General features: G+C 70.6%; 11 protein-coding genes. 1 reads left to right on the forward strand and 10 read right to left on the reverse strand.

What is annotated here, in order from left to right:
- Window positions 1-22 precede the first annotated feature (22 nt).
- The 7 genes from BN940_RS14920 to BN940_RS14950 form a co-directional block, all read right to left on the reverse strand.
- Window positions 23-1,225, reverse strand: coding sequence for an ABC transporter substrate-binding protein (locus BN940_RS14920; protein WP_052355925.1), 1,203 nt, complete (start codon window positions 1,223-1,225; stop codon window positions 23-25).
- 61 nt (window positions 1,226-1,286) lie between these two features.
- Window positions 1,287-2,453 (reverse strand): ABC transporter substrate-binding protein, encoded by a 1,167-nt coding sequence (locus tag BN940_RS14925; RefSeq protein ID WP_043684251.1) that lies wholly within the window; start codon window positions 2,451-2,453, stop codon window positions 1,287-1,289.
- Window positions 2,454-2,569: 116 nt separating this feature from the next.
- Window positions 2,570-3,379 (reverse strand): cyclase family protein, encoded by an 810-nt coding sequence (locus tag BN940_RS14930; protein ID WP_043684253.1) that lies wholly within the window; start codon window positions 3,377-3,379, stop codon window positions 2,570-2,572.
- A gap of 19 nt (window positions 3,380-3,398) precedes the next feature.
- Window positions 3,399-4,655 carry an SDR family NAD(P)-dependent oxidoreductase gene (locus tag BN940_RS14935; RefSeq protein WP_043684256.1) on the reverse strand — a complete coding sequence of 419 codons (1,257 nt, stop codon included), beginning with the start codon at window positions 4,653-4,655 and terminating at the stop codon, window positions 3,399-3,401.
- Window positions 4,652-5,818: a thiolase family protein gene (locus BN940_RS14940; protein ID WP_043684258.1), complete on the reverse strand. Its 1,167-nt coding sequence runs from the start codon at window positions 5,816-5,818 to the stop codon at window positions 4,652-4,654. The genes BN940_RS14935 and BN940_RS14940 overlap by 4 nt, the downstream gene beginning before the upstream one ends.
- 28 nt (window positions 5,819-5,846) lie before the next feature.
- Window positions 5,847-7,427, reverse strand: coding sequence for an indolepyruvate oxidoreductase subunit beta family protein (locus tag BN940_RS14945; RefSeq protein ID WP_043684260.1), 1,581 nt, complete (start codon window positions 7,425-7,427; stop codon window positions 5,847-5,849).
- Between the two features lie 19 nt (window positions 7,428-7,446).
- Window positions 7,447-9,729 carry a thiamine pyrophosphate-dependent enzyme gene (locus BN940_RS14950; RefSeq protein ID WP_043684262.1) on the reverse strand — a complete coding sequence of 761 codons (2,283 nt, stop codon included), beginning with the start codon at window positions 9,727-9,729 and terminating at the stop codon, window positions 7,447-7,449.
- A 178-nt stretch (window positions 9,730-9,907) separates the two neighbouring features.
- On the opposite strand from BN940_RS14950, the gene BN940_RS14955 reads away from it, so the two are divergent.
- Window positions 9,908-10,447, forward strand: a complete 540-nt coding sequence (locus BN940_RS14955; RefSeq protein WP_084330870.1) for a MarR family winged helix-turn-helix transcriptional regulator — start codon at window positions 9,908-9,910, stop codon at window positions 10,445-10,447.
- Here BN940_RS14955 and BN940_RS14960 read toward each other — a convergent pair.
- The 3 genes from BN940_RS14960 to dacB all read right to left on the reverse strand — a co-directional run bounded on the left by BN940_RS14960 (window position 10,433) and on the right by dacB (window position 14,309).
- On the reverse strand, window positions 10,433-10,903 hold the full coding sequence (locus tag BN940_RS14960) for a MarR family winged helix-turn-helix transcriptional regulator (RefSeq protein WP_043687604.1): 471 nt from the start codon (window positions 10,901-10,903) through the stop codon (window positions 10,433-10,435). The two genes, BN940_RS14955 and BN940_RS14960, sit on opposite strands and share 15 nt — an antisense overlap.
- Window positions 10,904-11,038: 135 nt before the next feature.
- On the reverse strand, window positions 11,039-12,649 hold the full coding sequence (locus tag BN940_RS14965) for an AMP-binding protein (protein ID WP_043684264.1): 1,611 nt from the start codon (window positions 12,647-12,649) through the stop codon (window positions 11,039-11,041).
- Between the two features lie 211 nt (window positions 12,650-12,860).
- Window positions 12,861-14,309, reverse strand: a complete 1,449-nt coding sequence (gene dacB / locus BN940_RS14970) for a D-alanyl-D-alanine carboxypeptidase/D-alanyl-D-alanine endopeptidase (protein WP_409360343.1) — start codon at window positions 14,307-14,309, stop codon at window positions 12,861-12,863.
- Window positions 14,310-14,552: the final 243 nt, after the last annotated feature.

The following is a 14,552-nucleotide window of genomic DNA, read 5'->3' on the forward strand; positions in this document are numbered from 1 at the left end:
TTTCATCGCCGCGGGCCGCCGCTCAGCGGCCCGGCGGCTTGGGCTGCGTGGCCAGCTTCCACTGCCCGCCTTCCATGCGCACCATGACGACCGCGCGCTCGTCCGAACCGTAGCGGCTGTCGCGCCCGAAGTTGTAGATGCCGTGCGTGCCGGCCAGCTCCCGCGTCGACACGATGGCGTCCTTGAGCGCCTGCCGGTAGGCCGGCGTGCCCGGCGGCCCCGCGTCCGCGCCGACCCGCGCGGCGGCGTCGGCCAGCACCAGGTAGGCGTCGTAGGTGTAGGCCGAGAAGGCGTCCGTCGGCGGCGCGCCATAAAGCTGCCGGTACGAGGCGCGGAACGCCATCGAGACCGCGCGGATCGGATCGCCGGCCGGCAATTGCTCGGCCACCAGCACCGGTCCGCTGGGCACCTCCAGGCCTTCGATCGAACGGCCGCCCACCCGCACGAAATCGGCGTTGATCAGGCCGTGGGTGCCGTAGAGGCGCCCGGCATAGCGGCGGTTGGCAAGCTCCAGGTACGGCAGCGCGCCGGGCGTGCCGCTGTTGCCGGCGAACACGGCGTCCGGCCGCTTGGCCATGATCTTCAGCACCTGGCCAGCCACCGACATGTCGCCGCGCGCATAGCGCTCGTTGGCCACCACCTCGATGCCCTGCTCGCCGGCGCTGCGGACCAGCGAGTCGTAGGCCAGGTCCCCCAGCGCGTCGGAGAAGCCGATGAAGGCCACGGTCCTGACGCCCTCGGCCTTCATGCGCTTGACCACGGCCGACACCATCAGCTCGAACGGCTGCGAGGCCGCCACCGTCCAGTCGTGTTCCCGGCCAGGCAGCGAGATGGGCGTGGGCGAGATCAGCGGCGTCTTCAGCTCCTGCGCGACGGCGGCGATCGCCATCGCGCCGGGCACGCCCGAGGTGCCGATGAGCACGTCCACCTTGTCCTCGTTGACCAGCTTGCGCGCATTGCGCCCCGCCGTGGTCGGGTCGGAGGCATCGTCCAGGACGATGAGTTCCACCCGGTGACCGGCCACCTCGGGGAAGCGGGCATGCGCGGCGCGGATCCCCTTTTCGTAGGGGATCCCCAGCGCCGAGACCGGCCCGGACAGGGAGCTGATCACGCCCACCTTGAGGTCCGCCCCCGAGGCGCTCATCGACAGGCAGGCCGCGCCCGCCAGGATCAGCCAGCGCAGCACGCGCGGCGGCGCCGGGAATGTCTCCAGAAACAAATTCATCGCTCTCTCCAGGAACCGGGAATGGCGGCGGCCGGGCCGCCGCCTCGGGGACCGGCCTCGCTCAGGGCACCAGCTTCCATTGGCCCTTTTCAAGCCTGACCACCACACGGGAACGCTCGTCCGTGCCGTAGGTCGTGTCCGGCCGGAAGTTGTAGACCGCGTGGGTGCCCACCAGCTCCTTGGTGCTGTTGATCGCGTCGTGCAGCGCCACGCGGAATTCCGGCGTGCCCGGCTCGGCGGTGGCCGAGGCGCGCTTGGCCGCGTCCAGGAAGATCAGCCAGGCGTCGAAGGAATAGGCGGAAAAGGCGTCGGCGGCCGGCGCGCCGTTGGCCTTCTGGTAGGCGTCGCGATAGGCCATCGCCACCTTGCGGATGGGATTGTCCTCGGGCAGCTGCTCGGCCACGATGACCGGGCCGGTGGGCGCCAGCAGGCCCTCGACGGAACTGCGCGCGACGTTGATGAAGGCCGGATTGATCAGGGCGTGGGTGCCGTAGAGCTTGCCCTTGTAGCCGCGGTCGGCCAGCGCCAGGTAGGGCAGCGCGCCGGGCGTGCCGGAGTTCCCCGTGATCACGGCGTCGGGACGCTGCGAGACGATCTTCAGCACCTGGCCGGCCACCGAGGCGTCGCCGCGCGCGTAGCGCTCGTTGGTCACGACCTTGATGCCCGCCTGCGGCGTGGTCTTCTCCAGCGCCTCGTAGACCTGGTCGCCCCAGGCGTCCGAGAAGCCGATGTAGCCCAGGGTATGGACGCCGGCCTGCTTCATGTGATCGACCACGGCGCTGATCATCAGTGCGGCGGGCTGCGGCACCGTCACGACCCACTCGGCCTCGGCCCCCGACAGGTCGGCGTGGGCGATCGAGATCAGCGGCGTCCTGGACTCGCGCGCCACCGCGGCGATGGCCAGAGCGCCGGGCGAGCCGGCCGTGCCGATGATGGCATCGACCTTGTCCTCCTCGATCAGCTTGCGGGCGTTGCGCGCCGCCGTGCTGGGGTCGGAGGCATCGTCGAGCTGGATGAGCTGGACCTTCTTGCCGTCGATCTCGGACTGGTAGGCCTGGCCCGCCTTGATGCCCTTCTGGTAGGGGATGCCCAGGGAGGAGACCGGACCCACCAGGGAGGTGATGAATCCGACCTTGTAATCGGCCGCGCGGGCCGAGGGAACCGCGGCGATCAGCGCCGTGGCCGAGACGGTGGCGGCCAGGGCGCGCAGGGAACGAAGAGACTTCATCATGGGCTCCTTCAGAAAGGGAGAGGACCGAAGTATTAATTTGTAAAAAATTTACTCATGAACGATAAAGACGGCATGCCGGGGATCGGGGCGGGCGCCTGCTTCAGGCGCCTGCTTCAGGTCTCCGCCACCAGGGCCAGCACCCGCAGGGGGCTGCCGCTGCCCTTCTCGATCTTCAGCGGCGGGCAGATCAGCACCGCGCCGCTGGCGGGCAGCAGGTCCAGGTTGCACAGGCACTGCAGGCCGTAGCGGCCGGCGCCATGCATGAGGTAGTGGCAGGGATAGGGCGGGCGCAGATGGTAGCCCTGGCCGGCATCGGTGCCGATCGCCTCGGAGCCGAACCCCAGCACGTCGCGCTGCTCGATCAGGAAGCGCACGGCCTCGGCGCTGGGTCCGGGCGTGTGCTGGCCGGTCTCGTCGTAATTCTGGTATTCCTTCGGGTCGGTGCGCTTGGACCAGTCGGTGCGCATCAGCACCCACGAGCCCGCCGGGATGCGGCCGTGCGCGGCCTCCCACGTCTCGATGTCCTGGATGGTCAGCAGGTAGTCGGGGTCGTCCTTCACCTGCGGCGAGCAGTCGATGACGCAGGCGGGCGCCACGAAATGGCGCACCGGGATGGTGTCCACCGAGTTGTTGGGCAGGTCGCGGCCGGAGATCCAGTGGATGGGGGCGTCGAAGTGCGTGCCGGTATGCTCGCCGCAGGAAAAGTTGTTCCAGTACCAGCCCGGCCCGCGCTCGTCGTATTTCGAGACTTCCTCGATGCGGAAAGGCCAGCACTGGCCGAATTCGGGCGGCAGCGCGATCTGCGGGAATTCGGGCGTCAGGGTCTGGGTGAGGTCGACGACGCGGATGCCGCCGCCCAGCAGCGCCCGGGCGAACCCCAGCAGGGCCTCGGCGCCCGTCGTCGGATCGGTGTGGGATGTCATGCTTTGCTTCTCCAGGCCGTCAGGCGCCACGGTTCATCGAGAGTTCACGTTCCAGGACCTTGGGATTGTCGCGCCAGCGCTGCAGCCATTCCTGCGCCACGTCGCCGGGATACACGTCCTCGACCCCTTCCTTCAGGGCCTTGACGACCGCGGCGGCCAGGGCCTCGGGGCTCAGCTTGGGGGGCGGCACGTTCTGGTTCCATTCGTCGTCCACCGGCCCCGGATAGACGTTCATGACGCGGATGCCGGCCGGCGCCATCTCCGCCCGCAGGCACTGCGCCAGCGAGTGCGCCGCCGCCTTGCTGGCGCTGTAGGTGCCCTGCGGCGGGAAATTCGACAGGGCGTAGATCGACAGGAGGTTGACCCATGCCGTGGCGCTGGCCGTGCCGTCGGCCGAGCGCCCCTTGAGCGCGGGGCCGAACGCCTGGGCGAGCCGCAGCAGGCCGAAATAATTGATGTCCATCTCGGCCCGCGCGACGTCGGTGCCGCGCCGCGAGGCGATGCCATGCGTGCGGTGCACCTCGGCGTTGTTGACCACGATGTCCACCTTGCCGCCGATGGAGCCCGCCTGCTCGACGACGCTGCGGTTGTCGCTGAGGTCCAGCGGCACCAGCGACACCTGCGGCAGGGCCGCGATGTCCTCCAGCCCGCCCAGCCGCTTCCAGGGCTCGGCATGGCCCACCCAGACCAGGTCGGCCCCGGCCGCCACCAGCGCCCGCACGAGGGCCTGCCCCACCGGGGTCTTGCCGTCGGTGACCAGCACCTTGCGGAACTTGGGGTCGCAGCCCATTTCGCGCAGCATCGGATCGTCTGCCATGTTCGCACTTCCTTCCATCGGGAATCCAATCAAGACGGCCTGCCCGGCGCGATCGAGCCGGGCGCCCACGCGCACCCGCTGCGGCGCGGGGCCGACGTCGCCGTGCACGTGCACCATGAGGGTGGGACCGGCATCCAGGCGCACGAACCCCAGGCGCCAGGGCAGGCGCTCGCGGAAGAACAGGTCGTTGCTGTGATGCAGCGTCGTCTCCGTGAGCAGCTCGCCCGCGCCGCCCTGCTCGCGCCAGACGAGCTGGCTGGAGAGGCACCGGTGGCAGGCCGAGCGCGGCGGATACTGCAGCGCCCCGCAGGCATCGCAGGCCTGCAGCTCGAAGCGGCCCTCGGCGGCGGCCGCCGTCATGCCCAGGGCCACGCGGCCGCGCGCCCAGGGAGGCAGGTTCATCTGCCGGGTGCGCAGCACCGGGTTCTTGCGCGGAGGCCGCATCAGGGGCATGGTCATTGGCTGCTCCCGAGAATCACCGCGCCGGTGCACAGGCAGCGGTCGTAGGTCACCATGCCGAATCCCGCCACCAGGCCCAGCCGCGCGCCCGGGACGGCGCGGTCGCCGGCCTGGCCCGTCAGCTGGCGGATCGTCTCCGTGAGTCCCATGAATCCCCCCGCCGCGCCCGGCTGGCCGGCCGACAGCTGGCCGCCGCCGGTGTTGTTGGGAAAGCTGCCGTCCACCGTCAGGGTGTGGGACCGCACGAACTCCGGGCCTTCGCCCTTTTCGCAGAATCCCAGGTCCTCGAACTGCATCATCACGATGACGGGATAGTCGTCGTAGGATTGCAGCAGGTCGATGTCGTCCGGCCCGACGCCCGCCTGCGCATAGAGCTCGTCGCGGTCCTGGCGCCAGCCGCCGCGCACCATCACCGGGTCGTCGGAAAACGCGTTGTGGCGCTCGATGGCGGCCCGCACCAGGACGTGGTCGAGCCCCAGGTCGCGGGCGCGCTGCTGCTTCATCACCAGGAAGGCCTCGGCGCCGGCGCAGGGCATGACGCAATCGAACAGATGCAGGGGATCGGCGATCGGCCGCGCCGCCATGTACTGGTCCAGCGTCAGCGGCTTCTTGAACAGGGCGTTGGGGTTGCGCAGCGCGTTCTCGCGCTGCGCCACGGCGATGCGGCCGAAGTCCTCGCGCCGGGCGCCGAACGTGCGCATGTAGTGCGCCGTGATCATGGCGAAGACCGAGTTGGGCCCGCCCGAGCCGTACGGATAGGTGGCGTCCCGGGAGAAATCGCTGAACGCCCCGAGCGTCTGGCGAAACGAATCCACGTGATTGGTGTCGGCCGCCACGCAGGCCACGATGTCGGCGTCGCCCACCTGGACCGCCCGGGCGGCGCGCCGCAGGCACATGACGCCCGAGGCCCCGCCGGTGGGCACGTGGTCGAGCCAGCGCGGCGACAGGCCCAGGTGCTGGGTGACGCCCACGGCCGTATCGGGCACCAGCGAGAAGCTGGACAGGCACAGGCCGTCGATGTGTTCCTTGGCCACGCCGCTGCGCTCGACCAGGCCGCGCACGGCCTGGCCGATGAACCAGTGCGCGCCTTCGTTCGAGAACCGCTGATAAGGCACGGTGACCGGCACGGCCACGGCGACGTCGTCATACCCCAGGCGCGCCATCAGGAGGTTCCTCCGGTGAGGGTCTTGATCATGGACAGCTCCTTTCGGCCCCGGCGAACAGCCCGTCGAGCGGGAAGCCGCGGCGCGCCAGGGCGTCGCGCAGGACGCGCCCATGCTCGTCGGCCAGCGCCGCGTTGCGCAGTTCGCGCAGGATGGCGGGCGCCAGGGCCTTCGCATGGCGGTCCAGCACCGTCATGATGATCTCGTAATTGCGCAGGCCGCGCTCGTGCGTGTCGCTGTAGCCGCGCACCAGCGTCTGGCATTTGGCCGCCTCCAGCGCCAGGCGGGGATCGATGGCGGCCGCCGCGCGCAGGCGCCCCAGCCAGGCCTCGATGCGCGCGGTCTCGACGGCGTAGCGCAGGGTGACGCGCCGCCAGCGCCCCCACCACGCCAGCGCATACAGCAGGAAGAACCCGCCCAGCGAGCTGGTGGTGACCACGCGGCCATCGCGGGTGAGGCGGGCCACGAGGCGATGCACGGCATGCGGCCTGGACAGCCAGCGTCCCAGGCCGGCGGGCAGGGTCTCGCAGATTTCCTCGATGCGCGGGTGCATGTATTCGGAGATCGACAGCACCTGCCCGTCGGTGGAGCGCACCTCGCCGCGCACGCGCTCGAAGCGGCTGCCGCGGATCTTGAGGTCGGCCACCCGGATGGTGTCCTCGTAGGTCATCCACAGGGCGAGGTGGCGCGCCACCTCGCGCATCATCTCGGCATCCTGGCCGCCGGGCGCCGCCCGCTGCGCATCCAGGCGGTCGAGGTACAGGCGCCCGTAGGCCGGGTCCTGGTAGTCCACGCAGCGGCGGATGCCCTCGATCACGATGGGCTGGATCTCCGCCGGATAGCCGCGGGCATGCTCGACCAGCCGCGCCACCTCCGGATGGCGCGGCGCCACCGCGGCCGGGTCCGGCAGGGCGGGCTTGGCATCGGCGGCCGGCCGGCCGCCCTCCCGGGCGCGCACAGTGGGGCGCGAGGATTCGCTCTGCGTCAGCCGGGCCTGCTCGAAAGCGTCGGCGAAGGCCGCCAGGCTGGCCTTGACGCCCACGCCGCCGCGCTCGATGGTGGCCTCGAACTGGGCGCGGTTGAAGGGCAGCACTCCGGCGCCGCTGAGCGCGCCGAACAGCACGGCGCTGACCACGCTGCCGTTGCGCTCGGCCGTCCGGGCCATGTCGAAGGTGATCAGCCGCCGGGCCGCGCGGCGGATCTGCCGCTGGAGCGCGTCGCTGTCGACCCGGCCGTCTCCCAGGTGGGATTTCTCGGCGATCGCATAGACGCGGTGCGTGGAGCCGATCAGGGTGGTGCGGTCCGGCGTGACGAAGCCGCGCTGCACGGCCCGCCCCGCCTCCATCAGCTCGGAGGCCAGGACGATGTCCACGTCGCCCGGCATGGGCGACTGGGCCAGCACCGGCACGCGGGCATCGGGCTGGTCCGCGCCCGGGAACAGCTCGACGTAATAGATGGTGGCGCCGGTGCGCTGCGCCACGCCGGGCACGGAGGTGGTCTGGGCGAACCAGCCGTTCTCCTCGCCCAGATCGACGATCCAGTCGGCCAGCACGCCGCCGCCCTCGCCGCCCATGGCCAGTACCGCGATCTTGATCGGTTCGGAATACATGTCGGATCGTCCCCCGCCGCTAGAAGGCATGCCGGTCGCGCCGGCGGGCCAGGCCGCGCTGGAACCAGGCGATGATCGCCCCGCGCGTGCGGTGCTTCCATTTGTCCCAGCCGGAGGGGTTGTCGATGATGCTGGCCTTGTAGAACGAGGGGCACAGCACCGCGGCGTGCGCAACCTCGCCGCAGTGGCCGCATCCCACGCAGGTGTCCTCCACGGCGGTGATGGGCTCCTGGCGCAGCGGGTCGGGATTGTCCCGGATGGTGAGCGAGGGGCAGCCCGACAGGCGGATGCAGGAATGGTCGCCGGTGCAGGTGTCGGGATCGACGCCGAAGCGCTCGCGCACGACGCGCCTGCCCTCGGCGATGGCCTTGCGCCGCAGCGGCTTTTCGCGCCGCTGGCGGTTGAGCATGCATTCGCTCTGGGCGATCAGCACCTTGGGGCCGGCCGAGAGGGTGGTGAGCGCCTCGCGCAGGGCGGCCGTCATGGCCTTGGTGTCGTAGGTGCGCCGGATCGTGCGCACCCACTTCACCCCCACCCCGCGCACGGCGTCCTCGATCTCGTGGCCGGTGCTGCGGGTGGGATTGACGGTGTTGTGCGTGGACAGGATGTCCTGCCCGCCGGTGGCGGCGGTGTAGTTGTTGTCCACGATGATGGTCAGGTTGTCGCTCTGATTGAACACCGCGTTGGCCACGCCGCTGGTCAGGCCGTTGTGCCAGAACCCGCCATCCCCCATGACGGAGATGGCGCGGCGGCTGGCGGGCGCACTGCCGGGGGCGACGTTCAGGGCGGCGGCGCTCGCCCCGCCCAGGCCGTAGCCCATGGTGGTGTTGCCCAGGTCGAAGGGCGGCAGGATGGAGAACAGCTGGCAGCCGATGTCGGCGCTGATGTGGTGCGTCCCCAGTTCGCGCTCGACCAGCCGGATGGCGGAAAAAATAGGCCGCTCGGGACAGCCGGTGCACAACCCGGGGGGGCGCGGATACACGGTCTCGCTCAAGGGCGGCAGGATGTCCTCGTCCCGCGCCCCGGCGGCCCCGGCCGGGACGGCGGCCGGGATCACGGCCTCGGCCACGGCCGATCCGGCGGCTTCGGCCGCAGCGGCCAGGGCCGGGGTTTCGGCGGGCGCGGCCTGTGCCGTCCGCGGCGGCGCGGCCTCGGCGGCCACGCCCGGCAGGGTCCAGCCGTACTGCTCCAGGAAGGCCCGCAGGCCGGTGCGCACCGTGGCGGCCGTGTATTCGCCCGCCATCGGCAGCACGTCCTTGCCATGCAGGCGCACGTCCAGGCGCCGCTGCAGCACGATGGAGGCGACGTTCTGCTCGATGAAGTTCGGCTGCCCCTCTTCCAGCACCAGCAGGGCCTTCTTGTCCTGGCAGAAGCGCTCGAACTCGTCGTCCACCAGGGGGTAGGTGACGTTCATCACGTACAGCGGGATCTGCGACTCGCCATACACGTCCGCCAGCCCCAGGCGCTGCAGCGCGCGGATCACGGTGTTGTAGAGCCCGCCCTGCAGGGCGATGCCCACGTCCGCGGCCTTCTCGGAGAAGAACTCGTTGAGCCCGCGCTCCTGGACGAAGCGCACGGCCGCGGGCCAGCGTTCCTCGATCTTTTCTTTTTCGTGGACGAAGCTGGCCGGCGGCAGCACGATGCGGCCGACGTCGCGCACGGGGTTTTCCAGCGCGTCGCGCACGGAGAACGCCGGCGCCCGGTTGTCCGACGCGACGAACTGGCCGTGCAGGTGGCAGGAGCGGATGCGCACCTGCAGCATCACCGGCGTATGGCTGGCCTCGGACAGCTCGAAGCCGTCCTTGACGGCCTGCACGATGCAGGGCAGATTGGGGCGCGGATCCAGCAGCCAGATCTGGGACTTCATGGCGAAGGCGTGGCTGCGCTCCTGCATGATCGAGGAACCCTCGCCATAGTCCTCGCCCACGATCACGAGCGCGCCGCCCGTGACCCCGCCCGAGGACAGGTTCGCCAGCGCGTCGGAGGCCACGTTGGTGCCGACGGTGGCCTTGAACGTGACCGCGCCGCGCAGGGGATAGTTCACCGAGGCCGACAGCGTCGCGGCGGCGGTGGCCTCGCTGGCGCTGTTCTCGAAGCGGATGCCGTATTCGGCGAGGATGTCCTGCGCATCCGCGAGGACGTCCATCAGGTGCGAAATGGGCGCGCCCTGGTAGCCCGCGATGTAGGCCACCCCGGACTCCAGCAGCGCCTTGGTGATGGCGAGGATGCCCTCGCCGCGGAAGACTTCTCCCGCCGGCAATCGCAGCTTCTCGACTTCGGCGACGAATGATCGCTCGGCCATGGTCTCGCTCCAGAATCGTGGATACGCCGTCTCTCGGGGGACGGCTTCTGGTCGGATTATAGTTTATGAGTGAACATATTCATTATCATGATTTACCCTAAGCCCATGCGCTCCGGCCACCGGACGGGCATAGAATTGAGGCCGTCGTCCCCTCCTCAGGAATCAGATGCCGCACGCCATGGAATCCAGCCCGCCCGCCCCCGCCCGCTTCGTCGACGGCTACCTGCCCGCCCTGCTGGCGCTGGCGAGCCGGCTCATTTCGGGGGAATTCCACGAGGTGGTCCGCCAGCACGGCTTTTCGGTGTCCGAGTGGCGCGTGATGGCCTCCCTGGCCGACGGCGATCCCATCAGCATCGGCGAGCTGGCCCAGGTCACCGTCACCAAGCAGCCCACCGTCACCCGCCTGCTGGACCGCATGGAGTCGAAGGGCCAGGTCGAACGGCTGCCCCACCCGAGCGACCGGCGCATCACCCTGGTGCGCATCACGCCCCAGGGGTCGCGCACGATCGAGCGCCTGATCGGCCTGGCGCGCGAGCACGAAAGCCGCGTGCTCGCGCCCTTCGGGCTCGCCCGCGCCGAGGAGCTGAAAAAGACGCTGCGCCAGATCATCGATCTGCACACGGGGCGACCGGGCCCGGGCGCCGCCGCCGATGCCTCCGCCGATGCTGAAGCCGGCACCGGCACCGATGCCGCCGACGCCGGGTCAGTGCTCGGATAGGTTCTCGAACATGTGCCTGAGCGTCTTCATCAGGTGCTCCAGCTCGCCGGCATCCAGGCCGCGGTAGCCGCGCACGAAGATCCGGTGGGTCGCCTCCTCGATCCGGACGGCCAGCGCCTCGCCCTCGGCGGTGATCAGGACGTCGGTCACGCGCGCGTCCTCGGCGTTGGTGCGCATCTCGATCAGCCCCGCCTCGCGCATCCGCTGCAGGATGCGCGTCAGCGTGGACGGCTTGATGACCACGTGCATGGCCAGCGTGGAGATGCTGACGACGCCGTGCTGCCGCAGGACGATCAGGACCCGCCGCTGGGGAATGCCGGTCTTCAGGCGCTTGAGGACCCGTTCGAGTTCGAGCGTGTAGAGGGCGTGGAGGCGGACCAGCCAGTAGAACGGGAACTCGTCGTAATGGAAGTCCTTGCCTTCCGGGATGAAGCGCCGCGGGTCGATGTCAGCCATGATGTCCGCCTGATTTTCCGCCTGGGTTTCCGCCTGATTGCACACGGAGGCCCGCCCCCGGCCGGGGCGGCGCGCTCCTGGCGCATCATACGTCAAGCCGGGCGGCCCAGGCAGCCGCTCGAAGCGCGCAGGGGCTCACTCCTGCTCGTGCAGCCGGAAACGCTGCAGCTTGCCGGTCTGGGTGCGGGGCAGCGCATCCAGGAACTGCACGGCGCGCGGATACTTGTAGGGCGCGATCGTCGCCTTCACGAAATCCTGCAGCGCCCTGGCCATCGCCTCGTCCCGCGCCTGGCCGGACCGCAGGACCACGAAGGCCTTGACGATCTGGCCGCGGTCCGCGTCGGGCACGCCGATCACGGCGCACTCCGCCACGGCGGGATGCTGCATCAGGGCCTCCTCGACCTCGGGCGCGGCGATGTTGTAGCCCGACGAGACGATCATGTCGTCCGTGCGCGCCTGGTAGAAGAAGTAGCCGTCGGCGTCCATCAGGTAGGCGTCGCCGGTCAGGTTCCAGCCGTCGCGCACGTAGGTCTTCTGGCGCGGATCGGCCAGGTAGCGGCAGCCCGTGGGGCCCTGCACGGCGAGCTTGCCGATGGTGCCGGGGGGCACCTCCCGGCCGGCGTCGTCCACCACCCTGGCACGGTAGCCGGGCACCGGCTTGCCGGTGGCGCCGGGCCGGGCGTTGCTTTCGTCGTGCGAGATGAAGATGTGCAGCATTTCGGTGGCGCCGATGCCGTCGATCAGCTCGATGCCGGTGGCTTCCTTCCACAGGGCGCGCGTGGCCGCCGGCAGCGCCTCGCCCGCCGACACGCACTTGCGCAGCGGCGTGCGCCGCAGTTCGGCGCCATGGGCCGCCAGCGCCCGGTACGAGGTGGGCGCGGTGAACAGCACGGTGGCGCCGAACTCGCGGATGCCTTCGAGCAGCAGCGGCGGGCCGGCCTTTTCCAGCAGCGCCACGGAAGCGCCCACGCGCAGGGGAAACAGCAGCAGGCCGCCCAGGCCGAAGGTGAAGGCCAGCGGCGGGCTGCCGATGAACACGTCGTCGGCCACGGGCCGCAGCACGTACTTGGGCCAGCAGTCGCAGATCGCCATCACGTCGCGGTGGAAATGCATGGTGGCCTTGGGCACGCCCGTGGTCCCGGACGTGAAGCCCAGGATGCAGGTGTCGTCGGCGGCCGTCTCGACGTTGCGGAACTCGCCCGGCATCCGCGCCATGGCGGCCTCCAGGCCGTCCGGGCCGTCCTGCTTGAAATACCGCAGCTGCCGCAGCACGGGACACGCCCGGGCCGCCAGATCCATTTCCTCGGCCAGGGTGGCGTCGCACAGGGCGTGCGTGACCTGGCCGATCTCCAGGACGGCCTTCAGCTCCTTGGCCCGCAGCAGCGGCATCGTCGCCACCGCGATGCCGCCCGCCTTCATGACGGCGAACCAGCAGGCCGCCAGCATGGGATTGTTGGGCGCGCGCAGCAGCACGCGGTTGCCCGGCACCAGGCCCATCTCCCGGACCAGCACGTGGGCGATGCGGTTGGCGCGCTCCTGCAGGTCCGCATAGGTCCAGGTCACGCCCGGCGCGCGGATGCAGACGCGGCCGCCGCGCCCTTCGGCGACGTGGCGGTCGAGCAGCTCGGTGGCGCAGTTCAGGCGCTCGGGAAACCGGAGTTCGGGCAGCTCGAACAGGAATTCGGGCTGCTGCCCGGGCGGCGGCAGATGGTCGCGGGCGAAGGTGTCCACATGCGCGGTGGTCATATTGTCTCCTCGGTCAAGACGAATCGTCCCGGGCTCGACCGGCACGGCTCCGCCTCACGCGCTCTTTAATTTAGTTCATATTAATTTAGAAATAAACTAATAGATTGTCAACAGTGGGCATGCGGGTGCGGCGGGCATGCGGGCGCGGCGGGCATGCCGGCAACGCCGGAGCCCCGCCCCGCCGCGAAGGGCGTGTCGAGCCGCGCGCGGCTCAGCGGTCCGCCAGCCACTCGACGAGGGCATCATCGAAGGGCCGCACGGCGGCCGCGCCCGGATCGTTGACCAGGCTGACCAGGATGTAGCGCTTGCCGCTGTCCCCGCGCACGTAGCCGGCCAGCGCGCGCGAGTCGCGCAGGGTGCCGGTCTTCAGGTGGGCCTGGCCGCGCGTGTCCTCGGAGCGCAGGCGGCGGCGCACCGTGCCGTCCACCCCCGAGATCGCCAACGAGGAGATGAACTCGGGCATCATCGGCGAGCGCCAGGCCACGTCCAGCATCTGCGCCAGGCCGCGCGCCGTGATGCGGCCCTGGCGCGACAGGCCCGAGCCGTTGTCCAGCACCCAGCCGGTGGTGTCCACGCCCTGGTTCTTCAGGATCTGCCGGACCGCGCGGCCGCCGCTGTCGGGCGTGGCGCCCGGGCCGTTCAGCTCCGCGCCCAGGGTCAGCAGGGTCATGCGGGCCATGACGTTGTTGCTGAACTTGTTGATCTGGCGGATCACCTCGGCCAGCGTGGGAGAATCGTGCCAGGCCAGCGGCTTGGCGCGCGCGGGCACGGCGCCTTCGCGGAAGCCGCGCGACAGCGTGCCGCCCAGCTCGCGCCAGAGCAGGCGGAACAGGGCCTCGAAATGGTCGTCCTGATCGCCGGCCAGGCGGTACACGCTGAACTCGCCGCAGGCGCCGACGGCCTTGCCGGCGACGTGGATCACGGAACCGGGCCCCTCGGGACGCACGTCGGCCGCCACCACGGGCGAGCCCTTGCAGGCGCCGTCCAGCCATTCGAGCCGGCCCTCGACGCGCACGTCGCGCGTGGGCGGATCGAGCAAGGGAACCCACTGGCGCGCATGGGCATCGGGCAGGAACACCACCCGGGTCGCGCCGAAGTTGACCATCATCGCGTCGGGGCTGGCATTGTAGGGGCGGTCCGGGGCGTCGTCGAAGTCGCCCGGGTCGATGGCTACGTTGCCGAAGCGCCCGCGGTCCACCACGACCTCGGACAGGTTCTTCACCCCCCGCAGGCGCAGTTCGCGCAGCATGTTCCAGAGGTCTTCCTGGCGGAACCAGGGATCGCCGGCGGCCTGGACGTAGAGCGGCCCCGACAGGGTGCCCTGGTCGTCGATGTCGGCGCCCGGGTCGGACAGGAAGCGGGTGCGCCAGACGTAGTCCGGCCCCAGCGCCGACAGCGCGGTCCAGGTGGTCACGGTCTTCATCACCGAGGCCGGGTTGCGCGGCTCGTCGGCCTGGATGCGGGCGATGACCGGCCCGCCGGCCTCGCGGATCTCCAGCGACAGGGCCGACAGCGGCAGTTTCGTGGCCTTCCAGGCCTTCTGCAGCTCGGGCGGCAGGGCCTGCGCGCCGGCGCGCAGCGACGCGCCCGCCAGCAGGCATGCCGCCAGCCCCGCGCCCAGGCGCCGCAGCCACCGTGAGTGCCCCGATCCCCGCATCATCCGTCCCGCCAACCGCATGCCGCCACCCGCTGTGAAACGCCCCGCGCCGCGCCCTCGGCTCGCCGCCCCGGAAAGGGCGCGCATTTTGCCTCGGGGCGGCCCGGCGCCAAAAAACGCCAGCATAATCCAAAGCGGGCGGGCGCAGGCAAGGGCCCGCGGGGCGCGCCATCCGGCCGGACGGGACGCCGGCGCGCCGAGGCGCGGGACCGGCGGCGCATCGCGCGGACGCATCGGACTAAAATA

It is taken from the genome of Castellaniella defragrans 65Phen (assembly GCF_000612685.1).
Classification (GTDB): Bacteria; Pseudomonadota; Gammaproteobacteria; order Burkholderiales; family Burkholderiaceae_B; genus Castellaniella; species Castellaniella defragrans.

Excerpts from the sequence above, each read along its gene's own strand:
- BN940_RS14950 (WP_043684262.1), bottom strand. The coding sequence starts at position 9,729 with ATGGCCGAGCGATCATTCGTCGCCGAAGTCGAGAAGCTGCGATTGCCG.
- BN940_RS14930 (WP_043684253.1), bottom strand. The coding sequence starts at position 3,379 with ATGACATCCCACACCGATCCGACGACGGGCGCCGAGGCCCTGCTGGGG.
- BN940_RS14920 (WP_052355925.1), bottom strand. The coding sequence starts at position 1,225 with ATGAATTTGTTTCTGGAGACATTCCCGGCGCCGCCGCGCGTGCTGCGC.
- BN940_RS14940 (WP_043684258.1), bottom strand. The coding sequence starts at position 5,818 with ATGGCGCGCCTGGGGTATGACGACGTCGCCGTGGCCGTGCCGGTCACC.
- BN940_RS14965 (WP_043684264.1), bottom strand. The coding sequence starts at position 12,649 with ATGACCACCGCGCATGTGGACACCTTCGCCCGCGACCATCTGCCGCCG.
- dacB (WP_409360343.1), bottom strand. The coding sequence starts at position 14,309 with ATGATGCGGGGATCGGGGCACTCACGGTGGCTGCGGCGCCTGGGCGCG.
- BN940_RS14945 (WP_043684260.1), bottom strand. The coding sequence starts at position 7,427 with ATGTATTCCGAACCGATCAAGATCGCGGTACTGGCCATGGGCGGCGAG.
- BN940_RS14960 (WP_043687604.1), bottom strand. The coding sequence starts at position 10,903 with ATGGCTGACATCGACCCGCGGCGCTTCATCCCGGAAGGCAAGGACTTC.
- BN940_RS14935 (WP_043684256.1), bottom strand. The coding sequence starts at position 4,655 with ATGACCATGCCCCTGATGCGGCCTCCGCGCAAGAACCCGGTGCTGCGC.
- BN940_RS14925 (WP_043684251.1), bottom strand. The coding sequence starts at position 2,453 with ATGAAGTCTCTTCGTTCCCTGCGCGCCCTGGCCGCCACCGTCTCGGCC.
- BN940_RS14955 (WP_084330870.1), top strand. The coding sequence starts at position 9,908 with ATGGAATCCAGCCCGCCCGCCCCCGCCCGCTTCGTCGACGGCTACCTG.